The sequence below is a fragment of the Edaphobacter sp. FHG110511_03 genome, from assembly GCF_059115365.1.
On sequence record NZ_JBZYWL010000003.1, the window covers coordinates 776109 to 800495 of the forward strand.

A 24387-nucleotide genomic window follows, 5' to 3' on the forward strand; every position below is an offset into this window, starting at 1 on the left:
CGGCAAGAGCAGGATGGAGAGGCGGTTCGGGATTCCGGGCCGCCTCTTCTCTTTTGGAATGGGAGACGTCTGGCGATGATGACAATTGGGCACTCCACGTTAAGCATCGAGGCGTTTTTACGGGCGCTTACCGAGAGCGGAGTGAAGACGCTGGTGGATGTGCGGCGATTTCCAGGATCGCGGCGGCATCCTCAGTTCTCACAGGCTGCGCTGTTTGCTTCCCTGAAGAAGGCGGGGATTCGCGGGGTGTGGCGCGAAGGCCTGGGCGGGCGAAGGGAACCGCAGCCGGAGAGCGTGAATACGGCGTGGAGGAACGAGAGCTTTCGCGGGTATGCGGACTACATGCAGACGCCGGCGTTTGTAGCGGAGATTGACTGGCTGGCAGGGCTGCCCGAGGTGGAGAAGACGATCGTAATGTGTGCGGAGGCGTTGCCGTGGCGATGTCATCGATCGCTGATCGCGGACGCGGTGCTGGCCCGCGGACAGGCGGTAGAGGACGTCTTCGTGAAGCCGGATGGAGAGAGCTCGCGAAAGCCGCATGAGATGACGTCTTTTGCGCAGGTGCAGAACGGCAGGGTCTGGTATCCGAAGGAGCCCGTGCTGTTTGGGTGAGCCGCCTGCAGCCGGAGCCTTTTGGTCCGTTTCCTACTTTGCGCGGCTACGTGATGGACGCTCGTTGCGTACCTTGGCATCGTAGATTCGCATCTGCCGGGTGACGAGTTCGTCTGTCTTGAGGATGGCTTTTTGGGTTGTCTCATCGAGCTGATCCCACGTCCTGAAGACGGAGGATTCCTGAACCGACTCCGGAACAATCTGCCCATCCGCATCGACCATGGCTGCAGTAATAAGCTGAACCGACTTCTGGTTGGGGTCGACGGTGATCTGGCGAACCCTGTAGCCGATATCATTGCAGGCGTTCAGATGCGCCTCATCGCCCATGCCCCAGCTGACCTGGTTCGCGCGACAGGCCTTGACGGTCTTGTACAGAGTGAACGTCGAAAGCGTGTACGTCCCATGGTTCTGAAAGTCGGAATAATTGCTGCTGAGCCAGGCGGGCGCGGTCACATCGGGGATGTAGATTTCGACGTCGTGGTCGGAGGAGACAAGAAGGGGGGTGGTCCATTGCTGGGTCTGGTCAAAGACCTGCGTTGGCTTGTTGAACGGGCCTCGCTGGACGACCTGTTGTCCAAAGCTCAGAGCGGGAAAGAGCAGGAGGAGCAGGGATGCAATTTTGAAAATCTCAAAGGTTTGGCGGTTACGCAAGTCCATGGGTGCCCGTTTTCTCTTACGTCAAATATATAGGGATGGCTGGGGCAGGATGCTACTTGATTGTGCGCCTTTTGTAAAAACCAGGAGATCTTTGGTTGGGGTTGTGATGTTTTCAGAGTTTGAGCCGTCCAACCGCCGGGCTCGCGTATTCTTTTTGAGATATATGCAAGTGAAAGTTCTTTATTTTGGGGTCTTGAAGGATATGGTCGGCTACCGCTCTTCGGAGATGGAGTTGCCGGAGGGCGTGTCGGTTGCCGGGCTGGTGAAACGTCATGAGCTACAGCTCAAGTCGTCCGCGGAGTTTTGGAGTTCCATCGCGGTGGCAGTGAATCAGCAATATGCGAAGGCAGAGGATGTACTGCACGACGGAGACGAGGTTGCGCTGTTGCCTCCAGTGAGTGGAGGGCTGCGGTGAGGGTTGAGATTGTGGATGGGGTGATCCCCGCAGCGGAGATTGTGGCCGGGCTGAAGGCAGGGGCCGATGGAGCGGTGTGCGTCTTCGATGGAATCGTTCGGGACAATACGCGCGGGAGGAAGACGCTGCATCTGGATTATGAAGCCTATCGCGAGATGGCTCTGGCGCAGATGCATGGACTTGCCGGCGAGGCTGTGGCGAAGTTCGGCGTGCGCGATGTGGCGTTGGTGCATCGGCTGGGACGGCTGGTGGTGGGAGAGACCAGCGTGCTGGTCGCGGTGTCCTCAGCGCATCGAGGGGCTGCATTCGATGCCTGCCGCTGGCTGATTGACACACTCAAACGGACGGTGCCGATCTGGAAGAAGGAGCAGTTTGTGGATGGGGCAATTTGGGCCGATGGGGAGCCTTTCCCTGAAGGCATAAGCGTTGCTCCTGCATCCGAGGCGGTTGGGCAATTGGCCGACGGCGAGCCATCTCCTAAAGGCATTGGCGTTGCTCCTGCAACTGGGGCCACTGGGCGGTTGGCCGACGAAGAGCCGTCTCCGGAAAGAGGAACGGCGGGGGCGATGGAGCGCAAGGAATGAGAATCGATGGAGTTGTATTAGGAGCGGTTCTTCTTCTGCAGGCTCCCATTGTGAGGCGGCCACCGATGCAGCCGGTGGAGCCGGACGCGGATCAGCAACAGCAGCCTGCGCCGTCGCAGGGGCAGGTTCCGACGATTCGGGTGGAATCAAGGCTGGTGAATATCGCCGTCAACGTGGTCGATAAGAATGGCGCTCCCGTGGGTGGGCTGGGCAAAGACGACTTCGAGATTGCGGAGGATGGGAAGACGCAGAGGATCGTTTATTTCGATAAGGAGTTGTCGGCCCCCTTGTCGATTGTGCTCGCGATCGACGCCAGCGAGAGCGTGTTGCGGGATGAGCGGCTGGAGAAGGATGCGGCGAAGCACTTTGTCCATGCTCTGCTGCGCGATCAGGATGAGCTGGACCTGATGGATTTCTCGGACTCGGTGCGGGAGATCGTTCCGTTCACGAATCAGAAGAAGAAGATTGATAGTGGACTGAATCAGCTGCAGCGTGGGGACGAGACTGCGCTTTATGACGCGATCTATCTGGCCTCGGAGCGGCTGTCGCAGACGAAGAACGAGGCCGGACGCAGGCGCGTGGTGGTGGTGATCACGGATGGCGTGGACACTGCGAAAAAGTCGCGCTACGGCCAGGCTTTGGAAGAGGCGCAGAGGGCAGCAGCGATGATCTATTCGATCATCATCGTTCCGGTGTGGGAGGACGCAGGAAGGAATACCGGTGGAGAGCATGCGCTGATCCAGATGTCGAATGACACCGGTGGCAAGTACTTCTACGTGGAAGACAAGAAGGACCTGGAACCTGCGTTCGCGCGGGTCTCGGATGATCTGCGAACGCAGTATGTGCTGGGCTACTATGCGCCGCAACACGGAGGCGATAGCACGTTCCGTTCGGTTCGGGTTCGGATGAAGAATGCTGCCTTGCAGGATAGCTATCAGCTGCGGCATCGCAATGGGTATTACTCGGGCGGACGATAACAAGTAGCTATCTTCCTCTGCGATGGCTGTGGCGCAGGAAGCGAAATACAGGGATTCCCATTCGACTTCGCTTAGGGCAGGCTCTCGGCTTCGCTCGGAATGACGGGCAAGTGGGGGGCGGCGAGATGAGTTTTATGCTCTGCATTTAGAGTAGAGGCAGAGGGATTTCGTGAGCCAATTTGAATTTGCAAACAAGGCGGAAGAGATTGCGCGCGAAGCCGGTGCGCTGCTGAAGGGATTTTACGAGAAGGGCGTCACTGCGGAGTACAAGGGCGATGTGGACCTTGTGACCGAGGCCGATAAGGCAAGCGAGAAGCTGATCCGGGCGAGGCTGCAGGCGGCGTTTCCTACGCACGGCATCTATGGCGAGGAGGGGACGCGGGATGCTCTGGACAGCGAGTATCGCTGGTATGTGGACCCGCTGGACGGAACGACAAACTTCGCGCATGGATTCCCGGCGTTCGGCGTGGTGCTGGGACTGGAGCATCGTCCGGCGGGATTGAAGCCCGGCGAAGATGGAACGATGATCGCGGGCGTGGTCTACGATCCGCTACGCGATGAGTTGTTCGTGGCCGAAAAGGGTAAGGGCGCATGGCTGAATGGAAAGCAGATTCATGTCTCGAAGACGAAGACCTTGCAGGAGTCGTTGACGGCTACGGGATTTCCAAGTCATAAGCGGCATCTGAATCCAAACGCGTACTTCTACTACCAGATCACGCTGCGTTCGCACGGGGTGAGGCGCGCGGGCTCGGCAGCGCTGGATCTGGCTTATGTCGCCTGCGGCAGGCTGGATGGGTTCTGGGAGTTCAACCTGAATCCCTGGGATACCTCGTCGGGCGTGTTGCTGGTGACGGAGGCGGGTGGTACGGTGTCGCACTTCGATGGCGGGGAATTTACGCTGGACAGCCGCGAGGTGCTGGCGACGAACGGGCTGATCAAGGACGAGATGGTTCACATCTTCAGCGAGATGTTTGCAGGGAGAGAGCTGGATCCGATCCCTACTCCGGCTGAGTTTGCGGCGCGGCGGACGGCTGAGGGACGGTAGAGCGATGATCCGGTAGTGGGTCGAGTTTCGATCTCTCGCTGAGATTTTCTCAGTCACCTATCGAACGAATGACCCGCGCCGGATTTCCTCCGACGAGGGTATTCGGGGGAACGTCCCTGGTGACGACCGAACCCGCAGCCACAACCGAGTTTTCGCCTACTGTCACTCCGCCGATAATCGTTGCTCCGGCTGCGATCCAGACGTTTCTCTCAATCACGATGGGCTTGCCGATTGTGATGGCACGGCGCTGGGAAGGTTCAAGGGGATGCCCCGTCGTGATGAGGCTCACGTTCGGCCCGATCATTACATCGTCCGCGATGTCGAGCCCGCCAAGGTCATAGAAAGTGCAGTTCTGATTGACGAAGACATTCTGTCCAACACGGATTTCGTTCCCGCCGGCTGTGTAGAACGGCGGAATCAGTAAAAAACTCTCGTCTACTTTTTTACCGATGAGTTCGCTGAACAAGGCGCGAACTTCGTCCGCATCGTTGAACGTCAGACGGTTAAGTGTGGCGGTGATCGCCATCGCTCGTTTGACGTTTGCCACCATGGCCGCCGATTCCGGCGTCCTGCGGTAGATGATCTTGCTACTGTCCTCATTCGACATTCGTTATTTTTTCTCGGCTCTGGGGGGATCGTGCGTTTCGGCGCATGAAGGTTGCGCCAGGATTCTCTGAGTGTAGCCTCCAGAGAGGAAGAGCCGGAATCCGGCTAGAGCGGTAATTTTCGAAGATCATCCACTACCGGTTTTCTTTCTTGTTGACGAAAATCTCACCCTATTTTACTCTAGGCCTGTTTGAGACAAGCCTATGACCTTTTCTGCAAAGAAGACCGAACAACGTGATCTGTTTCGCGGGGCGCTGGAGATGATGATTCTCCAATCCCTTCGTCAGCAGCCGATGCATGGCTATGCGCTGGTGCAGTACATCCGGCAGCGGTCGAACGAGCTGCTGCAGGTGGAGGAGGGGTCGCTTTACCCTGCGCTGCAGCGGCTGTTGAAAGAGGGGCTGGTGAAGGCGGAGTGGGAGCTTTCGGCTTCCAACCGCAGGGTGCGCACCTATCGGACAACGCCGGCGGGGGTGAAGCATCTGGAGCGGGAGATCTCCAGCTTCGAGCGGATGATGGAAGGCGTGACGCTGGTTCTTTCTCCGGTGAAGACATAAGTCCATGGTTGGCGCTTGAGATGTCGATGTAGCCCCAGGAGGGACAGATGAATTGGCTCAGGCAGATTTTCTTACGGCGCAGAATCTTTGACGATCTCTCCGAGGAGATTGAACAGCATCTGGAAGAGAAGACTGAAGCCCTGATGGCTGAGGGGATGAGCCGCAAGGAAGCTGCAGCGTCGGCTCGACGGGAGTTCGGCAATGTTGCGCGGATCGAGGAGCAGGGCCGGGAGCCGTGGATGTGGGCGACAATGGAGAGCATTGTTGCGGATGCGAAGCTTGCGGTTCGCCAACTGTGGAAGAACCCCGGCTTTGCACTTGCCACGATTCTGACGCTTGGCCTTGGCATCGGTGCAACAACCGCCATCTTCAGCCTGGTGAATGCAGTGCTGTTACGGCCTTTGCCGTTTCCCGAGCAGAACCGGTTGATGTGGGTGAAGCAGCAAGACCATTCGCTGCCGGGAATAGTGCCGGAGTCATTGAGCTATCCGGACTACTTCGACTGGCGCGCGCAAAATCATACATTCAGCGGGATTGCTTCCTACGATGGTGGTGGGGTTACGCTCGAGATGGATGGCGAGGCGCAGCGTCTGGATGCGCAGATGGTATCGGCGAACCTCTTTCAGGTGCTTGGTGTGGCTCCGGTACGGGGGAGGGACTTTCGGTGGGAGGATGAGAGGCCGGGCAATCGCACGGTGATGTTGAGCTACTCGCTCTGGCAGTCTCAGTTCGGTTCGGCGAAGGACATTGCCGGAAAGACGATCAGGCTGGACGATCACAGCTACGTTATTGCTGGGGTGATGCCGAAGGGGTTTCAATTTTCGCTTGAGGGGCCGACGCCGGCCTTATGGATCTCACTCTCAGACGAAGCAGACAGCAAGAGCCCGGTTACGAGCCAACGGGGCTACGATTTCCTCAACGTGGTTGGACGGCTGAAGCCCGGGGTGACGATCGAACAGGCCAGAGCGGATCTAAGCCTGATTGCCAGCAATCTCGCGAAGCAATATCCCAAGGAAAACAAGTGGTACACGTCAGCCCTGGTTGAGCCTGAGCTGCAGCATATGGTTGGGGACATCAAGCCAGCCCTGCGCGTGCTGTTTGGCGCGGTTACGCTGGTGCTGTTGATTGCGTGCGCCAATGTTGCCGGGCTGTTGCTGGCGCGCGGCTCACGGCGGAGCGCGGAGTTCGCGTTGCGCGCTGCTATCGGCGCAAGCCGTGCCAAGATTATCAGGCAGTTGCTGGTGGAGTCGGTGGTGTTGTCCTTCTGTGGAGGGGTCGCAGGTGTAGGTTTAGCGTTTGGCCTGTTGCGAGGCATGGTGAGGCTGATGCCGCTCAATATCCCGCGTATGGAAGGTGCCACGATCGATGGAACCGTGCTCGTGTTTGTCGTGGCCGTGTCTGTTGTTACGGGCTTGCTGTTCGGAGTGCTTCCTGCGTGGCGCATGTCCCAATTGGAGCCTGTGCAGGCGATGCGCGAGGGGACTCGGGGTGTGGCAGGCGGGCGTGGACAGCATCGTATGCACAATGGACTGGTTGTTGCGCAGACGGCGATTGGACTGGTGTTGCTGGTGAGTTCCGGCCTGCTGATTCGAAGTTTCGTTCGTATATTGAACGTCGATCCCGGCTTCGACCCGAAGCATGTATTAACTGCGAGGATGAGGGTGAGAGTTCCGTTTGACCCCTTGAACCACGATCGGCATGTCCAGTTTTATAGCCAGTTGTTGACGCGGCTCTCCGCGTTGCCTGGTGTACAGTCCGCGTCGGCAGGGTGGCCGCTGCCAATGAGTGATACTAACGCCACTATCCGGTTCAGCATTGTGGGAAGGTCGATTGCCGAAGCCGACCTTCCGAGCGAATCGGTCAGTGCTGTGATGCCAGGCTTCTTTGAGACGATGCGTATTCCGCTTCTCTCCGGGCGGATGTTTGGAGAGAAGGACGACTCAAAGGCAGCACCGGTGATCATGATCAACCAGGCTTTTGCGCGCAGGTATTTTCCTGGTGAGAATCCGATCGGCAAACATATTCAGGTGGCACTGGGCGATGGTGTGATTGAGAAGCCAGTGCGCGAAGTTGTAGGGGTGATGGGAGACATAAAACGCAAGGGATTGACTGCTGATGTGGAGCCCCAGTATTTCCTGCCCTATGCGCAGGCGGTGATTACGAACCCGTTTCTTATGATACGCACGAGCGGCGATCCGTCGAACTTGGAGGGCGCGTTGCGCGCGGCCGCGCGAGAGATGGATAAGGGGGCGCCCGTCTACCAGGTTTCTACGCTGGAGAACTATGTCTCAAAGTCAGTGGCGCAGCCACGCTTCCAAACCCTGTTGCTGAGCTGTTTCTCGGCGATCGCGCTGATGCTTTCTGCGATCGGATTGTACGGCTTGCTCTCATACATGGTGGCGGAACGCACACTGGAGATAGGTTTGCGCATGGCGTTGGGTGCAAAAAGGACAGATGTGTTGCGCATGATTGTCCGGCGAGGTTTGACGCTGGCACTGATTGGTTTGAGCGCCGGGCTGGCGATCTCGGCCTTGATGACGCGGTTGCTATCAGGGATGCTGTACGGCATCCGGCCCTCTGATCCGATTACCTTCGCTGTGGTGATGGGGGTCTTGCTCTTGGTGAGCCTGGTAGCGAGTAGCTTACCAGCGTATCGTGCGGCGCGGCTGGATTTGATGGAGACGCTGAGGGAGCAGTAGAAGTATTTAAGTGGCGACGGAGATCTCTTCTTCGAGGCGCTGCTTTTCAAACAGGCTGGTGTAGTAGCCGTTGCGGGCGATGAGCTCGTCGTGCGTGCCTAACTCTGCAATGCGGCCTGCGGCGAGGACGGCGATCTGGTCGGCATTCCGTGCGGTGGAGATGCGGTGTGAGATGAAGATCGTCGTGCGGCCCTGCATGACCCTGGCGAGTCCCTGGAGGATGCGTTCCTCGGTGTAGGTGTCGACTGAGGCGAGAGCGTCGTCGAGGATGAGAACGCGAGGGTCGCGGAGGATGGCGCGAGCGATCGCAGTGCGTTGCTTCTGGCCGCCGGAGAGAGTAACGCCCCGCTCGCCGACCATGGTCTCAAAGCCGCGGGGGAATTCGAGGATCTCCGTGCGGATGTGGGCGATGTTGGCGGACTCTTCGACCTGCTGGTCGGTCGCCTTGGGTGTGCCGAAGGAGATGTTGTGGCGGATGGTGTCGGAGAAGAGGAAGGTCTCCTGGGGGACGAAGCCGATGTTGGCGCGAAGCTCGGCGAGGGGGAGGGAGCGGATGGGCGCGTCGTCGATGAGGACCATGCCGGGGTCGGCATCCTGCAGGCGAGGGATGAGTGAGACGAGAGTGGATTTTCCTGAGCCCGTGGGTCCGACGATGGCCAGCGATGAGCCGGAGGGGATGGTGAGGTTGATGTTATGCAGGACCGTGGGGCCGCCAGGATAGGCGAAGGAGAGATTCCGGAGTTCGATGTCGCCGTGGATGGTACAGACGGGAAGAGCGGATGGGACCTTTGAGGGGTCGGGAGACGAGGTTTCAGGGTTGGGTCGACAGGCAAGGAGTGCGGGGTCGTCGGCGATGGAAGGCTGCTGCTTGAGCAGCTCGTCGATGCGAACGACGGAGGCGGTTCCGCGCTGGAAGAGATTGACGACCCAGCCGATGGCGATGATGGGCCAGATCAGCTGCACCATGTAAACGTTGAAGCTGGTGAACTCTCCGACCGTGATGCGATGCTGGACGACCTCGTGTCCTCCGATGAGGAGGGTAATCATCAGGGAGAGGCCAAGGACGAACTCAAGTGTGGGCCACAGCATTGCCATCAGGCGGACGAGATGGAGGCTGCGGCGGATGTATTCGCGGTTAGCCAGCTCGAAGGATTCAATCTCGGCTTCCTCCTGCGCGAAGGCGCGGATGAGGCGCGCACCGGAGAAGTTCTCCTGGGCCTTGGCGGAGATGTCGGAGAACATGGACTGGATGCGCTCGAAACGCCGATGGATTCGATTGCCGAAGTATTGGACGATCACCGAGGCTGCCGGAAGCGGCACGAAGGCGAAGAGGGTCAGCTTGGGGCTGATGCGGTACATGAAGGGCAGCGCGGCGCAGGCGAAGACCACCGTATTGGCGCTGTACATAATCGCAGGGCCGAGCAGCTGACGGACGGCGTTCAGGTCGTTGGTGGTGCGGGCCATGATGTCGCCGGTGCGATGGGTGTTGTAGAAGCTGGGCGACTGACGCTCGAGATTGGCGAAAAGGTCGTTGCGCAGGTCGAACTCGATCTCGCGCGAGGCCCCGATGATGACCTGACGGGTGATGTAGAGGAAGATAGCGGAACACGCGGCGACGAGAAGAAGACGAAGGGCGTGGAAGAGAATCTTCTGCTGCGTGATGCCGTGGCTCATATCGTCGATGGCGTGGCCGATGACGACGGGGATGAGCACCTTGATGACGTTATAGAGGATGACGGCCACGCCGCCCCAGGCAAGGGACTTCCAGTAGCGCTTGAGGTAAGGATTGAGAGGTTTAAGCCGGTCCATCATCATGGGAGAAAAATTAACGCTACGTCAATTAGATAGCCGGAGCGAGGTTTGAGGTTCTAAGAATTGTCCCTCGCTCCGATCTATGGTTTGCTTCCATTTACGGGTTGGGGCTGGTCCTCGGCTCCTGGGCTGGCGAGCTGGAGGGTGGAGGCGACGCGGGCTTGCTGGTGGAAGGCTCCGGGGTCTCGGATGGCTTGCCTTCAGGCTGTGCTGCAGGCACGGGTTCCTGGGGTGGGGTGTCGGACTGCGCGACCAGCTCCAAATCGAAGATAAGGTCGGCCTTGGGTGGGATGACCGGTGGCCGGCCCGATTCACCATAGGCGAGCTGATAAGGAACATACAGCCGGCGCTTGCCGCCTACGTGCATCCCCTCGAAGCCGGTGTCCCAGCCGGGGATAACCCTGCGGGCGCCGTACGCGAAGACGAAAGGCTCACCGCCGGGATGGTCGTTGGAGGAGTCGAACTTGGTGCCATCGGTAAGCCATCCGGTATAGCGCACGCTGTAGAACTGGCGGGACTTAGCGAGCTCACCGGTGCCAACCTGGATGTCGACGTAGCGGAGAGCATAGAGATTTTGCGGTGCGCCGGACACAGGGGGCACGTTTGGAGGATTATCCGCGGGATTGGCGGCTTGCGCGGCAGCAGGTTTTGCCGCGGCGTGCGATGCCGTTTTCGTCGTGGACGAAGGAGTTCGACGCGCCGCTGGTTTCTTTGGGGGAGCGGTTGTGGTTTGAGCCGCGGCGGCGGCGGTGATGAGGGTCGCAAGTGCGAGAGAAGATCGAAGTGTCATCTTCGCTCTAGTTTAGGCCAGTTGAGTCTTGGAATGCGGCACGTCGGGCAAAGTTTGCCGATCTCCCCGCAGAATCGACTTCCGAGGGAGGCATTCGCAGGGGAGAAGAACGTTCTTTAGAAAGGCAACCCAAAGGGTTAGGTCGAGGTGCGGAGCAGAAGATACGTTCCGGCGATCCCGAAGAGCACATCCGGGGTCCAGGCAGCGAGGACAGCAGGAAGCGTATTGACGTTACCCATAGCCTGAAAGAGACCGTCGACGACCCAGTAGGCGATGGCAAGGCCGATGGCCGTGGCAACCCCGGCAAGCGATCCGCGTTTGCCCATGGAGAGCGCAAAGGGTATGGCGAGAATCGCCATCACGAGAGTGATGAGCGGGTAGGCGAGCTTGCGATTAAGCTGCACGCTCAGGCGCTTGGTGTCGAAGCCGGATTGATTGAGGTCGGAGATGTAGCGTGAGAGCTCGTTATAGCTCATCTCCTGGGCCGGGCGGTCTTCCTTGACGAAGTAGGAGGGCTGTTCGTGGATATCCGGAAAGGCCGTAACGGTGAACGGCTGGTAGGAAGAGATGGTCTCTCCCTCGAAGGTGCGCTGCCATCCGTTCTCAAAGACCCATTGGTCGACGCGCTCGTTCCAGTGTGCAGAAGAGGCGAAGATCCGACGCTTGAGTGCAAAGGTATTTGGATCGAACTCAAAGACCGTCAAGTTGGCGAAGACGTTTTTGGCGGCGTCGAAAAATTGGTAGTAGAAGATGCGGGTGGGCGAATCCGAGGGGCCGGCCTGGCCGGAGATCCATTTGCGATCGGGCCGGAGAAAGGTCTGGGCCGGCTTGTCCTTGATGATGGAGCGCAGGGCTTCCTGGCGTCGATTGGCGGCCGGAAGGTAGAGCTCGTCGAAGGCGAAGAGGCATCCGGCGATGAGCAGGGTGGTGAAGAGAACGGGAGCGATGATGCGGTAGAGGCTGATGCCCGTAGCCTTCATCGCCGTAAGTTCGGAGGAGCGGCTGAGGGCTCCGAAGGTGACGAGCACCGCGACCAGCGCGCAAAGAGGAGTGACGTTGTAGAGGATGAAGGGAATCAGGTTGATGAGATAGTCGCCAACCGTAACCAGCGCGGTGCGGTTGCGGATGATGTCGCCAATGAGCTCGAAGAAGGTGAAGATGAGGAAGAGGGTCGAGAAGGAAAACAGGATGAGCGCGAAGTTGGTGGCGTATTCGCGCATGACATAGTCGTCGAGAAGCAGAGGAAACTGAATGCGAAATTTACTGCGAAATTTTCGCATGGCAGTTGAGAGGCTCAGGCTGCTGCCGGTAGCGAGTTTTCGCCCACGGGGGAAGCGGGTAAGCAGCTTGTTGATCCATACGCCCATCGAGGAGGCGAGGCCGAGTGCGATGCTGCCGCGGGACATCTGGTAGAGCAGCAGAATGCCGGCGGCTGCAAAGAGTACGTTGGCGCCCCATACCCCCGCGACCGGTGAGAGCTTGCCGTTCTTGGCGAAGGCGATGCCAATCTGCGAAAGGAAGTAATAGATGAAGACCAGCGCGATGGTGAGGACGAAGCCCGTGGACTTTCCGCCGCGTTTGGAGGAGAGGCCGAGGGGAACGCCGATCAGCATCAGGACGAGGCAGGCGAAGGGATAGGAGAATCGCCGGTTGAACTCAATGCGATAGATGCGTGCGTGGTGGCTTGGAACTACGCTGTCGGGTGAGTTCCCCAGCCGCCACAAATCCGAGAGGGGCAGCGCGAGAATGGGGGTGTCGGAGCGTCCGAGATGGGGATCTTCCTGCATGCCCGTCTGAATGGGAAGATCTGTCGAAGAAAAAGTGGAGATGTTGTATTGATTGGGATCGGTGGGTGTGGTCTGATGCTGACCACCCTGGATCAGGTGCAGACGAATGCTTCGTGGATCGTTCGAGACGACGACGGCCTGGTCGGCGGTGGTGATGTTGGGATTTGCCGGCTGGGTGAGATCTGCGAGGAAGACGTGACGCCAGAGAGCGGCTCCTGCGGCGGGGCGTACGTCCTGGATGTAGAGAACGTAGTTGTGAAAATCCTCGTAGAAGACGCGAGGCTGCACCTCGAAGGAGGCCTGTGTGGATCTCAGAGAGTTCTCGAGCGCCAACGTGGCGGCGGCGGATTTCGGCGCAAGATAGAGCGAGTTGAACAGGCCGAGCGCAACGGCGACCGCGGAGACGATGGACACGATCCGGACGAAGCTGAGCACGCCCATTCCTGAAGCGCGCATGGCGGTGATTTCAGAGTCGGCGGCGAGGCGCGAGAGGCCAAGAAGGATGCCGACCAGAACCGCCATCGGGATCGTGACGATGAGAAAGTTCGGCAGAAGATAGGCGAAGATGCGAAGGACGTCGGTGAGCGATGCGGAGTCGCGGACGACCAGCTCGAGAATATGCCCGAGGTCGCGCATGAACAGCACGAAGGTGAAGAGGGCTCCGCCGAGCAGGGCGTGGGAGGTGACTTCGCGGAGGATGTAACGGGTAAGGATGCGCATGCCGACGGGGTTCGTTCCCCTCTTCGAGTGTAGCGGAGAACGAAGCCACGGGTTGAATGCGAGGGCTTACTCGGAGCGGAGGGCCTCGACCGGATTAATGGAAGCTGCACGGTGTGCGGGAATGTAGCTGGCCACAAGTGCGGCAGCCCCGAGAATGAACGCGACGAGGACGAGAGTGGACAGATCCCACGCGCGAATTTGAAAGAGCACACCCCGCAGCATGGTGGAGGTCCCAAGCGCGCAGACGATTCCTCCGGCAATTCCGAGCGCGGTGAGCAAACTGGCCTCTCCGAGGATGAGCTGGTAGACGGAGGCGCGCTGCGCACCCAGCGCCATGCGGACGCCGATCTCGCGAGTGCGCTGGCTGACCGAGTAGGCGATGACTCCGTAGAGGCCAACGACGCCGAGCAGAAGGGCAAGAGCGGCGAAGCCTCCGACCAGCCACGCGGCGGAGCGGTGAAGGTAAGCCGTTTGGGAGTTGCCGATGCGGTCGGCCATTGCCTGTGGATCGGATGTGCCGATTCCGGGATCGACCTGGCGGACGGCGGCGGTCAGAGCGGGGAGCAGCGACCTCTCATCGCCAGAGGTGCGAACTGTGATGGCGAAGTAAGAATTAGCGTCCTGATTGTATGGCAAATACTCGGCGGGCCAGATCTCCTCGTCCAGCGAACTCTCGCGGATGTTGTCCACGATTCCGATCACCTCGCGAAGAGACTCCGGAGACAGGTCGCCGTTGCCATACTTCTTCCCAATCGGATCTTCCCCTGGAAAGTATCGATCTGCAAAAGCCTTGTTGATGATGGAGACACGAGGCCGGGTGCTGTCCTCCTGCTCGGTGAAGAGACGGCCACGCAGGAGATGAGCCTGGATGGATTTGAAAAAGTCGACGCTAATTTCGCGTTCATTGACCTCATTGTGTTCCCCATGGAAGGGATGCCCCAGGACGCGAATCCAGTCGGTGTTTCCATTGCCGTTGACGGGGAGCATGCTGGTGACGCCCACGGAGGTGACACCGGGAAGTGCAGAGGCTCGATCGATAATCTTGCGAACGACAGGGACCCTGGTCTCGGTTTTGCCATAGGTGGTCTCGGGTAAAGAGACAGAAAGAGTCGACAGGTGGCTGGGTTCGAAGGCGAGTTCGACGTGAAGCAGTCGGTAGAAGCTCTTTCCGAGCAGGCCCGCGCTGACGAGAAGCACCACGGCAATGGTGAGTTCGAGAACGACGAGTTTGGCTCCCAATCGTCGCCAGAGCGTTCCTGCAGAGCTGCGGCTACCCTCGTTGAGAGCTTCGCGCATTGCAGACGTAGGAAGGCGCAGGACGGGAGTGATCGCAAAGATCGCACCCAGGAGCAGGGCAACCGCAGTTGCAAAGACCAGCAGGTGCGAGTTGATGGCGAGGTGATTGAGATAAGGCATGCTTTCCAGCATGTCTTTTGAGAGGAGGCTCAGCATGAGGCGCATGGCCGCATAGCCGGCCGCCAGTCCGGTGAGGGTTCCAGTTGTGACCAGTACGACGGCCTCGGTTGCAAATTGACGGATAAGGCGAGCGGGCGAGGCTCCAAGAGCGCCTCTCACCGCAAATTCGCGACGGCGGCTTTCGGAGCGCACCAGAAGCAGGCTGGAGACGTTGACGCAGGCAATGATGAGAAGAAGGCAGGCCCCGGCGAGTAATACAAGAAGGATGGGACGAATGCTGCCGACGATCAGTTCGGCGAGTGGTGCGATGTGCGCTCCCTGGTCGCGATTTGAGCCGGGATACTGCGCTTCAAGCTGCTTGGCGATCGTCGCCATGTCTGCCTGGGCGGATTGAAAGGACGCGCCGTCCTTCAATCGCCCCACGGCAAACAGGTTGTGGCAGCTGCGACGTTTTTCGCAGTTTGAGAGCTCGTGAACCGTTGTCCAGAATTCGGCTCCCCCACGTGGTGCGAACTGGAAGTCTTCCGGAAGCACGCCAATGACTACGGTGGGCACAGCATTGAGGGTGATACTTTGGCCAACGATATCTTTACGGCCGCCGAAGCGGCGTTGCCAGGTTCCATAGGTAAGCATGACCGAAGCGGCCGCGTTCGGATTATCTTCTCCGGAGTGAAAGTCGCGGCCCAGCATCGGGTGCACGCCCAGGGTGCGGAAGAAGCCATCCGTAATCCGCGCTGCCGATACAGGTTCTACACCGGAGGAGGTCGTGAAAAGATATCCGCCGCCTGTGTACGCATCGAGGGAGGAAAAGGATTTATTAAGCCGACGCCAATCGAGGAAGTCCTGATACGAAATGTTGGAACGGGGGAAGGCGACGCCGCGCTCCGCGACGTCGGCGAGCCGGTTCGCGTCGGCATAGGGCAGAGGCTTCAGCAGGGCTGCATCGACGAAGGCGAAGATGGCAACGCTGGCTCCAACTCCGAGAGCGAGCATGAGGATGCTGGTGACGGTGAAGCCGGGGCTGCGACGAAGCTGGCGCAGGGCGAAGCGGATGTCCTGAAAGATGGTCTCGAAGAACGGAAGAGTGCGCCGGTCGCGATGGGCCTGTTTGGTCGGCTCAATGCCTCCAAGGCGCCGGATCGCATCTCTCCGTGCCTCCTCAGGCGACATCCCCGAGCGCAGATTGTCGTCGATGTTCATCTGTAGATGACTCTCGAGCTCTGCGGAAAAATCCTGCTCCTGTCGTTGCGTAGGCACGACACCGGCGAGTCTGTGAAGCCATGCGCGAAATGGATTCATGATGGATCCTCCGAGGGAGAGAGAAACCGGGAGAGAATCTCTGTGGTCTGTTCCCAGCTGAGGGTTTCCTTGTGCAGAAGGCGTCGACCGGAGCGGGTGAGCGAATAGAACTTCGCGCGCCGATTGTTCTCCGACTGGCCCCACTCCGAGGCGATCGCGCCTTCCTGTTCCAGGCGAAGCAGCGCGGGATAGAGCGTGCCGTAGTTCAGCGAGAGCAGATCCCCGCTGGTCTGCTCGATGCGGCGCGCAATGCCATAGCCGTGAAGAGGTCCCATGCTCTCCAGAGTTTTGAGAACCATCAGGGCTAGCGTGCCCTGCCAGACATCGGTCTTGTCACCCATAGATCTCCTATTGCCTCACCATAGGAGTATGAGCAGCTTTTCTATGGCATGGCAATAGGAGAACGAGGAAATGTGACGAATTTCTTTAAAGAGGCAATAAGAGGAACTGTAACTTTAGTGAGCGAAGAGAAGACGATTCCGTAGAGCCTGATCCCCCGCCAGATATGAGGTGGCGAACCAGCTTTGTTTCAGGCCGCTGATGGCAATCGGCTTTTGTAGTGTGAGCACCTGTTTCGCGGCGCGCGGGGCTAGCGCGGAAGCCTGGCTCATACGAGCGCGAAAGTGGAGATGGTCGAAGATCCTCAGAGCGTCAATCGCATAGGAGGTCGCAATCCGCTGGTCCTCGATGACGACGAGGTTATCTCCATTCCTGGTTTCCCCCGAAGGCGAGAGGTTCGAAGATCCGGTATAGACCCGCGCAGTGGGTAGATTGAAGTCGGTGACGACAAATTTGTTATGTTCGTTGATTCCCGAGCCCCCGCTCCATTCAGCGGAGAATGGCGGCGGCGCATTTTTCGCGAGATAGCTGAAGGGAACCAGCGCGACGCTCCCATCAGGCTTGGTGATCTCAAGGGAAGATGTCTTGTCGGAGATCCCATAGCAGAAGACCTCGCTCTTCATCAGGCGATCGATCGCTTCGCGGAGCGCTCCTGATTTCGTCTGGTAGAGAAATGCGATCGCAAAGAACACGGAGGAGGTGGCGTCGTCGATGGCTTTTCCAACAGGCCCCAGCGAGAGATCCGCAGACGCATGCGGCGCGAAACAGAACTGGAGATCAGGCCTTCCTGTCATCTTGACGGAGTGCCAGGCCGTGAACAATGCGTTGGAGGTGAATCCGGGCGAGTTCTCAAATGCAAGATCGAAGTACTGAGAGAAGAGACCGGCAACATTGCTGCTGGTGAAGAGCAGCGCGTTGTTGGCCTGAATATAGATGCCGCGAAAGCTGAAGTTCGTCGAGCCGAAGAGCACTTTCACCGGCTTCTTGTTCTTCTTCACGATCAGCACCTTGTTATGCTGCAGGCCGATGAAGTGCATGCGGTGAACGTTCGCGGCACCAGCGGAAGCGACAAGTTTCTTCGCCGCAATCGACGCATCATTGGTTGCCTTCGCATGGTCGGCGGAGTCGTCGATGATGATGCGAAGACGCGAGCCGAGGCCGGCGAATTTGCCGACAATATCGGGTTCATCGAGATCGTAGGCAAAGACGTCGAGCGATAGGGTCTTGTCGTTGGCGACTTCGTCGAGCACTGAGAAGAGCAGGTCGTAGGCTTCGAAGCCGAGCCATTCGTAGACTCCCGCAGGGGATTTCGTCTTGTCGAAGGCGAGCCCTGAAGCCCCGCTGGAGGGGATCACGTTCGGATCATTGTTAAATTTATCGACATAAGCCTGCGACGATGCAAAGCTGCGGGTAAATCCGATGTCGAGAAAATCGCTGTAAATCTCCTTCGAGAGTGAAATGTCGACTGTTTTCGTATCACCGGCCACAAGTTTGTTATCGGAGGGCATGTGCTGCTTGGTGATTCGATATCGATAGATGCCGTCCTTCGGATCATAGGGAAAGTGCGTCCAGCGGAATTTTTGAAAGGGCGCTTCAAGCGAAGGATAGTTGCGAAAGCCATTCACGGCAGCGGTAGCCGGTTTGTCGTAGGAGAAGGCGATGCGGTTGCGCAGAGGCGAGTAGGTTCTCTTGCCGGGGCTTTTGACTTCAATGGAGAATCCGACGAAGTCGTCCTCGGGCTCAGCGACGTCCATGCCAATAAGGCACATGCGTTCGCCGCGCCAAAGCTTGGCGGTGAGACTACGGGAGGTGCCGGAGTTTACAAAGTCGCTCATTGGGGGGCCCCTTAAATCAATCTGCAAGAGCGATTTGAATACGGCCAGATTAAAGGACGGTTCATCGTCTTCGAAGAAGACGTTTTTAACTATGGATTAGCCAGGAAACGGTAACCGACGCCGCGAACTGTCAACAGGTGTTGCGGGTGAGCGGGATCATCTTCGATATAACGGCGCAGGCGCACGATGAAGTTATCGATTGCCCGGGTGTCGGTGTCTTCGTGGACCCTCCACACCTGTTCCAGAATCTCCTTGCGGGAGACAATCTGTCCTTCGCGATCGGTCAGGTAGCGAAGCAGATCCGCTTCCATGACGGTAAGTTGTGTTGTGCGGTTTGGAGCGACGAGTTCGAGCTCATCGAAGCGAATCGTGCGGTGATTGAAGGCGTATTCGGACGCAGGTCCGGCTGGCTCAGAAGTGCGGCTGGGTGATCCGGTTTCAACGAAACCTGACGTCTGGCTGCGATGCCATGCGGTACGGCGCAGAAGGGATTTAATCCGAATTAAAAGAATGCTGAGGTCGAAGGGCTTGGGGAGATAGTCGTCCGCGCCGGCATCGATGCCTTCGAGAACCTCCTCAGGCCGCGAGCGGGCTGTGAGCATAAGAACGGGAGTGAAGCGTTGCGCCTTGCGAAGGGTTCGAACGATCTCGAAGCCATCGGTTCCGGGAAGCATGCAATCGAGTATGACGGCGGCGATGGCTTCGTCAGGACGAAGAAGGTATTCGAGCGCGGCGTCGCCGTCGGCTTCGTGGTGGGTACGGTAGCCTTCGGCCTGCAGGTTGAAGATAAGCCCCTGCGCAAGATGCTCTTCGTCTTCAATGACGGCGATGAGGGGAGCATTGTCGCTCGGATGGGAATCGCTCATGCTCTCTCCTCAACTCCTTCCTGCTGTCCCTTTTTGATCGATGCAGTGGATGGCTCCGTGGCCGATGCCGGATTGGCCAGAGGAAGCGTCAGCGTGATCGTGGTGCCCTGGTTGGGGCCGGGGCTTGTGGCGACAGCGTTTCCTCCGTGCTGGCGTGCGATATTGCGGACCAGGAAGAGGCCGAGGCCGGTGCCCTTGATGCGTACCATGGAGCGGCCAGGGACGCGGTAAAAGCGCCGGAAGATGCGTTTGTGCTGATTGGGCGGAAGACCAAGCCCGGTATCGGTGATGCTGAGTGTCGCCCAGGTGTACTGCGTGATCGAGAGGGAGCAGTGCACATGGACTCCTTCCGGTGAGTATTTGACGGCGTTGTCGAGCAGATTGAGGATCGCAATTCGGAGGTCTTCGGCGATCCCCATCACGCGCAGATGGACAGCGCCAGCAACAGGCTCGAGCACGATGGAGTCACGGGAAAGGTGATGTCTCTGGAGGGTAATCGCGATGCAATCGGTGACGAGCGGCTCGAGATCGATGAGCGTGCGGCTTTGCTGGCGCTGGCGCTGGCCAAGCTGTCCTGCCTTGAGAACCTGTTCGACGGTGGCAAGCAGGCGGTCGGAGTCTGCCAGCATGTTGGCATAAAACTGCTGTCTTTGCGCCTCGTCTACGGGGCGGCGCTGAAGCGTTTCAAGGTAGAGCCGGATGCTGGCGATGGGAGTTTTGAGTTCGTGGGTGACCGCGTTGAGGAAAGAGTCCTGACGCTCGTTGCGGCGAACTTCACGCACAAGAAAAACCGTGTTGAGAACAACTCCGGCGATGAGCAGCGCAAAGAGGATAATCCCGAAGACGGCGAGCGCGACGGTCCGCTCGTTCAGGACGACCCAGCCGATATTGAGCGTAACGGCGAGTCCAACCAGAAGCACACCGAGGGTGATGAAGAATGCGATGGTTCCGCGGCGTCGAGTGATGTTCATGCCCAGGCTCTCTGCGAAGTATATGTCGTCGCCAGCCTGTATTCGCCTCGTTGAATTACTGGTTCTATCGTCAAGAGCTACAGATTGGCTTTGAATCATAAAAAAAGGCCGGTGTGAGAGGAGTAATTCCTGTCTCACACCGGCCTTTTTGTTTTTGAATTAGCGCGTGCGGAACTCAGCGCGGCATCCGCGGTCTACCCACAGGCCGCGGCGGTCTGTTCCCCAGGTCTGTCCCTGAACGCAGGCAGAGCCGCTGATCTGGCGGGACAGGACAACGTTGTTGGGATTGCCGCCGTTCGGGATCGAGCAATAGTTGCGACTGCCATTGTCTGAGGAGCAGGTAAACGTCCTGCTGCCACCTCCACCCCAGTTACCGCCATTGCCACCGCCGTTGCCTCTTCCGGAGACGAATTCGGCGCGGCATCCGCGATCGACCCATACGCCCCGGTTGTCATAGCCCCAGCTCTGACCCTGGTTGCAGGAAGAACCACTGATCTGACGGCTCAGGCGCACTCCGCCCTGCGTGTTCATATTGCAGTAATGGCGTTTTCCATCGTCGGAGGAGCAGGTAACGGTCTGGCCACCGCCCCCGTTATTTCCTCCACCCCAGCCATTGCCACCGCCACCACTGTTGGTGATGAATTCGGCGCGGCATCCGCGATCGACCCAGATCCCACGGTTATCCCAGCCCCAGGTCTGGCCCTGAATGCAGGCGGATCCGCTCCGTTGCTTCGTCATCTGAACCCCGCCACGCGTATTGGCGCTGCAGTAATTGCGATGGCCATCATCGGAGGCGCAGTAGATGGTTTGTCCGTGTGCAGTCGCGGGCTTCATGAAGGCTGCACAACCGAGCAGGAGAAGGAAGACGAGTGGCACGAATCGCATTTTTAAAATCATGAACGCCCTCAATTCGGAAGTAAGTACAACAAACCGCGGAACATTTGGTCCGGAGACCGTTCGCTGGAGGACAATACTCCAGCTGGAGTTATCTGTCGAATGGGATGCAGGATTTTGAGACAAGTATGTATCAGAGAATACAGGTTTTGTTTGACGGCAAGCAGTCTCGGGTTCAACAGAAAAGGCGCAGATCAAGTCTGCGCCTTTCTATTTGAAGAGGATGTAAAAAGCGTTACATGCCAGCCGGTTTTGGGTCCGCGGGATCGAACTTCGCGACCTGAACCTTTTTAGCCAGGCCAATCTTTTCCAGCAGCCAGATGCCGTAGTAGTTGATGTCGAACTCATACCAGGCAAGGCCATGACGCGCGCTGACCGGATGAGCGTGATGGTTGTTATGCCATCCCTCGCCGCCGGTGAGGATCGCAACCCACCAGTTGTTGCGGGAGTCGTCGCGAGTCTCGAAACGGCGCTTGCCCCACAGGTGAGTCGCCGAGTTGACCAGCCAGGTAGCATGCAGGCCAAGGGTCACGCGAAGGAAGGTGCCCCAGAGCATCATTCCGATAGCGCCAACGATGCGATGGCCGGGAGCGGCGAGTGCGGCGCCGAGAGCGAGCTGCAGGAAGCCGGCGATGGTCAGCGGTAGCCAGTGATACTTCGAGAGCCAGACGTGAACCGGGTCGCGCGTGAGATCTGGAGCATAGCGGCCGAGCAGCGCGGTCTCCGAGTGCAGGGCGCGGCCGGAGACAATCCAGCCGACGTGAGCCCACCAGGTGCCATCGTGCGGAGTGTGGGGATCGCCTTCCTGGTCCGAGTTCTGATGATGGACGCGATGCGTCGCCACCCAGAAGATAGGTCCGCCTTCAAGAGCCATCGTGCCGCAGCCGGTCAGGAAATACTCAACCCACTTGGGAGTCTTATAGCCCCTGTGCGTCAGCAGGCGATGATAGGCCATGCCGATGCCCACGTTGATCGCGAAGAAGTACATCACGGCGGCGACAGCGAGATTGGTCCACGAGAAAAAGAAGAGCGCCGCAATGGCGCCGATGTGGAAAAGCGTCATTGCCACGGCCGTGATCCAGTTGATGCGGCCTTCCTGATGCTCACGCCCCATGCGGAGGTCCTCACGAACCTTGCGGGCAGTCTGAGCGGCGGGCGCAACGTTCGCATGCGGAGCTTCGGCGATGGTCGCCTGTGTGATTTCTTCAGTAGGGATCAATGATGGGCTCATAGTGTCTGTTCGCTTCCTTCTATTTCGAAGCTAACAGGATGTGGGAGTTGTGGATGTAAGACTTTTGTAATGGGTAGGAAAGCCAAAAAACAGTGGGTTAACGAGCCTCTGTGCAGCCGGAAAATCGCAGAAAAATAAGGACGAAAAGGATCGTCGCTCGACATATACCTGTATAGGAATATATGGTATTGCGCCGGCGAAGTTCACAGTCTTTCTATAGCTTCTTCCAGACGACATCTTCATTGTTCCGGCGATCGATCATGGCATCGACCCTGCCGGAGGCATCGCGGTGAAAAACCCGCCTGCCTTCGGAGCCGGGTCGGAAGAACAGGTCAGCCACCTCCGGAAGAAGAGGTTCGCGAGGCCGCTGGCCGCGTTGGGAATAGAGCTTGTCGACGTCTCGAAGAATCGTCAGGGTCACGCCGGGAGCAAGCTGATAGGTGCCGATGTAGTCGTTGAGAAGCGTGGGGTTGATGCTGCCGAGCGCGGGATCTTCGTAGTAGCGCATCATCTGCGTGACGACGATCTGCCATCTGCCGTTGCGGTACATCCAGGTATCGGCGCCGTGGTAGCGCGCATGAAGCTGTTGGCCGAAGATAATCTCCGTCTCATCGAGATCGTAGGCGAGGATCGCCGTGTTGCCCAGCAGGCGGCTCTGTGGTTTGACGACGCTGATCTTGCCGGAGTAGCCATGAGGCAGCGGAGCAACGTCAGCGACCAACGCCGTTTTGTTCATCGCGCGCCCTTTCTCATCGAAGTAAAGGGCGTCGTCCGCATAGTAGAGCTTCCAGGGACCCTGATCGCCGATGGCGACCGAGTCGGAGAGCAGCTGGGTACGATGGACCAGTTCCTCCTGCGTGATAGAGCCTGAGTCGGATTGGGCGGTAGAGGCGGTTGCGGTAGCAAGAAGCAGCAGCAGGAAAAAACGCATCGACGAAACTCCGGGCTGGGCTTAGCTGGGTTTATCCGAGAGTGTAGCCAACGCGAAAGCGATAAGGTTCCCGGCCCTTGAAGAACCGGGATAAAGTGTGACGACTTGCTGACCCGTCCTCATGCCGAATTTACCGGCTTAGCATCGCGGTCGTTCCCGCCACCTCGCCTACCTTGAGGTAATTTCCATAGCCCACGATGACGGTCGAGCCGATGAGCAGCAGAAGCCCGAGCGTGACCAGCACCTTGGTGCGCATGCTGGTTCCGCGCCATTCTTTAAGGGCGAGGCCCCAGAGCGTGGCGAAGATGATGATCGACGCCATGTGCAGCGTCCACGAGGAGAAGTCATACTTGCCCATCTTGGTCTGGCCCATCGAGTAGAAGAAGAACTGGAAGTACCAGATCACTCCGGCCATGGCGGCGAAGAAGTAGTTGGACGTAAGCGTGCGCCGGGAAAGGCGGTCGTAAGTCGAAGGGTCGAGCGGATCGAAGTCGACCATCGTGTCGCCCGAGGCATGGCTGGCGCGCATGGGATTCAGGCCCGGTTCGCCAAAGAACTGCTTAATGGAGCTGTTCTTCAGGATCAGGATCACGGACCAGACAAAGTTGGTCAGGAAGCCTCCCCACAGGACGACGATCAGCACAGGAAGGTTCTGCCAGAGATCGAGGCGGTTATGGGCCAGAAGCTGTTCCTTCGCGACCGCAGCGATCGGTGCGCCTGCTTTGAGCCCGAATGCGAAGAACGAGCTCATGATGCCGGCGAAGATCGCGACGGCGAGGCCCTTGCCGAAGTTGTAGTCCCGCTCACCTGCCTCGGCCATCTCTTCTTCCGTGATCTCGCGCTCTTTGGAAAGGCCAGCGGCTCCGTTGACCGCGACCGCGATGAGGCAGACGGCTACGCCCACCAGGATGATCTGGCCGGAGTGCTCATGCAGGATGCTGGACATCTCGCCGCTGTAGATGGGAGGGATGAGAGTGCCGAAGACAGTGCAGAGACCGAGTGCGATAGCGTAGCCCAGGGCGAGGCCGAGATAGCGGATGGCGAGGCCGAAGGTGAGGCCGCCCATGCCCCAGAGAATTCCCCAGAGGATCGCGTAGTGGATGCTGGAGGGATCCAGCCGATAAGCGGTGTGGAGCACGCTGGAGAGATTGGGGACGAAGATCCACGCGAGCAGAAGCGGAGCGACGATCCATGCTGCAAATCCCTGGATCAGCCAGTAGATCTCCCACGACCAGCGCTTGATGCCGCGAAAGGGGATGAAGTTGGTGGCGGAGGCGAACCCACCTATCCAATGGTAGATCACGCCGATCAAAGGATTTGGTCCCACGAAGTCTCCAATTTGAG

General features: G+C 58.6%; 21 protein-coding genes. 7 read left to right on the plus strand and 14 right to left on the minus strand.

Annotated elements, in window-relative coordinates; translation table 11 throughout:
• Positions 1–75 precede the first annotated feature (75 nt).
• Positions 76–612: a DUF488 domain-containing protein gene (locus tag AC5S26_RS16635; RefSeq protein ID WP_494186030.1), complete on the plus strand. Its 537-nt coding sequence runs from the start codon at positions 76–78 to the stop codon at positions 610–612.
• Between the two features lie 33 nt (positions 613–645).
• Here the strand turns inward: AC5S26_RS16635 and AC5S26_RS16640 are convergent, their stop codons facing one another.
• Complete coding sequence (locus AC5S26_RS16640; protein ID WP_494186031.1) at positions 646–1269, minus strand: hypothetical protein; 624 nt, start codon at positions 1267–1269, stop codon at positions 646–648.
• Positions 1270–1432: 163 nt separating this feature from the next.
• Here AC5S26_RS16640 and moaD point away from each other — a divergent pair, with 163 nt between their 5' ends.
• The 4 genes from moaD to AC5S26_RS16660 all read left to right on the plus strand — a co-directional run bounded on the left by moaD (position 1433) and on the right by AC5S26_RS16660 (position 4290).
• Complete coding sequence (gene moaD, locus AC5S26_RS16645; RefSeq protein WP_494186032.1) at positions 1433–1684, plus strand: molybdopterin converting factor subunit 1; 252 nt, start codon at positions 1433–1435, stop codon at positions 1682–1684.
• Positions 1681–2268, plus strand: a complete 588-nt coding sequence (locus tag AC5S26_RS16650; protein ID WP_494186033.1) for a molybdenum cofactor biosynthesis protein MoaE — start codon at positions 1681–1683, stop codon at positions 2266–2268. Before moaD ends, AC5S26_RS16650 begins: the two co-directional genes overlap by 4 nt.
• Positions 2265–3245 (plus strand): VWA domain-containing protein, encoded by a 981-nt coding sequence (locus AC5S26_RS16655; protein ID WP_494186034.1) that lies wholly within the window; start codon positions 2265–2267, stop codon positions 3243–3245. Before AC5S26_RS16650 ends, AC5S26_RS16655 begins: the two co-directional genes overlap by 4 nt.
• Before the next feature lie 169 nt (positions 3246–3414).
• Positions 3415–4290 (plus strand): inositol monophosphatase family protein, encoded by an 876-nt coding sequence (locus tag AC5S26_RS16660; RefSeq protein WP_494186035.1) that lies wholly within the window; start codon positions 3415–3417, stop codon positions 4288–4290.
• Between the two features lie 49 nt (positions 4291–4339).
• Here the strand turns inward: AC5S26_RS16660 and AC5S26_RS16665 are convergent, their stop codons facing one another.
• A complete protein-coding gene (locus AC5S26_RS16665; RefSeq protein ID WP_494186036.1) occupies positions 4340–4897 on the minus strand; it encodes a sugar O-acetyltransferase in 558 nt (185 codons plus the stop codon).
• A gap of 202 nt (positions 4898–5099) precedes the next feature.
• Here AC5S26_RS16665 and AC5S26_RS16670 point away from each other — a divergent pair, with 202 nt between their 5' ends.
• Positions 5100–5453: a PadR family transcriptional regulator gene (locus tag AC5S26_RS16670; RefSeq protein ID WP_494186037.1), complete on the plus strand. Its 354-nt coding sequence runs from the start codon at positions 5100–5102 to the stop codon at positions 5451–5453.
• Positions 5454–5500: 47 nt separating this feature from the next.
• Positions 5501–8152 carry an ABC transporter permease gene (locus AC5S26_RS16675; protein ID WP_494186038.1) on the plus strand — a complete coding sequence of 884 codons (2652 nt, stop codon included), beginning with the start codon at positions 5501–5503 and terminating at the stop codon, positions 8150–8152.
• A gap of 6 nt (positions 8153–8158) precedes the next feature.
• On the opposite strand, the gene AC5S26_RS16680 is transcribed toward AC5S26_RS16675, so the two are convergent.
• The 12 genes from AC5S26_RS16680 to AC5S26_RS16735 all read right to left on the minus strand — a co-directional run bounded on the left by AC5S26_RS16680 (position 8159) and on the right by AC5S26_RS16735 (position 24370).
• On the minus strand, positions 8159–9964 hold the full coding sequence (locus AC5S26_RS16680; protein WP_494186126.1) for an ABC transporter ATP-binding protein: 1806 nt from the start codon (positions 9962–9964) through the stop codon (positions 8159–8161).
• 97 nt (positions 9965–10061) lie between these two features.
• The gene (locus tag AC5S26_RS16685; RefSeq protein ID WP_494186039.1) at positions 10062–10754 is read right to left on the minus strand and encodes an FKBP-type peptidyl-prolyl cis-trans isomerase; all 693 of its coding nucleotides are present in this window, start codon (positions 10752–10754) and stop codon (positions 10062–10064) included.
• Between the two features lie 137 nt (positions 10755–10891).
• Positions 10892–13261, minus strand: coding sequence for an LPS export ABC transporter permease LptF (lptF, locus tag AC5S26_RS16690; protein WP_494186040.1), 2370 nt, complete (start codon positions 13259–13261; stop codon positions 10892–10894).
• Positions 13262–13327: 66 nt separating this feature from the next.
• Positions 13328–15976 carry an ABC transporter permease gene (locus AC5S26_RS16695; protein WP_494186041.1) on the minus strand — a complete coding sequence of 883 codons (2649 nt, stop codon included), beginning with the start codon at positions 15974–15976 and terminating at the stop codon, positions 13328–13330.
• Entirely contained in the window at positions 15973–16317 is a 345-nt protein-coding gene (locus tag AC5S26_RS16700; RefSeq protein ID WP_494186042.1) for a PadR family transcriptional regulator, read from the minus strand. Before AC5S26_RS16700 ends, AC5S26_RS16695 begins: the two co-directional genes overlap by 4 nt.
• A 114-nt stretch (positions 16318–16431) precedes the next feature.
• Positions 16432–18150: a phospholipase D-like domain-containing protein gene (locus AC5S26_RS16705; RefSeq protein WP_494186043.1), complete on the minus strand. Its 1719-nt coding sequence runs from the start codon at positions 18148–18150 to the stop codon at positions 16432–16434.
• 89 nt (positions 18151–18239) lie between these two features.
• Entirely contained in the window at positions 18240–19016 is a 777-nt protein-coding gene (locus tag AC5S26_RS16710; RefSeq protein WP_494186044.1) for a response regulator transcription factor, read from the minus strand.
• Positions 19013–19987 carry a sensor histidine kinase gene (locus AC5S26_RS16715; RefSeq protein ID WP_494186045.1) on the minus strand — a complete coding sequence of 325 codons (975 nt, stop codon included), beginning with the start codon at positions 19985–19987 and terminating at the stop codon, positions 19013–19015. Before AC5S26_RS16715 ends, AC5S26_RS16710 begins: the two co-directional genes overlap by 4 nt.
• Before the next feature lie 159 nt (positions 19988–20146).
• On the minus strand, positions 20147–20872 hold the full coding sequence (locus AC5S26_RS16720) for a DUF3011 domain-containing protein (RefSeq protein ID WP_494186046.1): 726 nt from the start codon (positions 20870–20872) through the stop codon (positions 20147–20149).
• 244 nt (positions 20873–21116) lie between these two features.
• Entirely contained in the window at positions 21117–22112 is a 996-nt protein-coding gene (locus tag AC5S26_RS16725; RefSeq protein ID WP_494186047.1) for an acyl-CoA desaturase, read from the minus strand.
• A 214-nt stretch (positions 22113–22326) separates the two neighbouring features.
• Positions 22327–23043 carry a nuclear transport factor 2 family protein gene (locus AC5S26_RS16730; protein ID WP_494186048.1) on the minus strand — a complete coding sequence of 239 codons (717 nt, stop codon included), beginning with the start codon at positions 23041–23043 and terminating at the stop codon, positions 22327–22329.
• Positions 23044–23173: 130 nt separating this feature from the next.
• Complete coding sequence (locus AC5S26_RS16735; protein ID WP_494186049.1) at positions 23174–24370, minus strand: L-rhamnose/proton symporter RhaT; 1197 nt, start codon at positions 24368–24370, stop codon at positions 23174–23176.
• Positions 24371–24387: the final 17 nt, after the last annotated feature.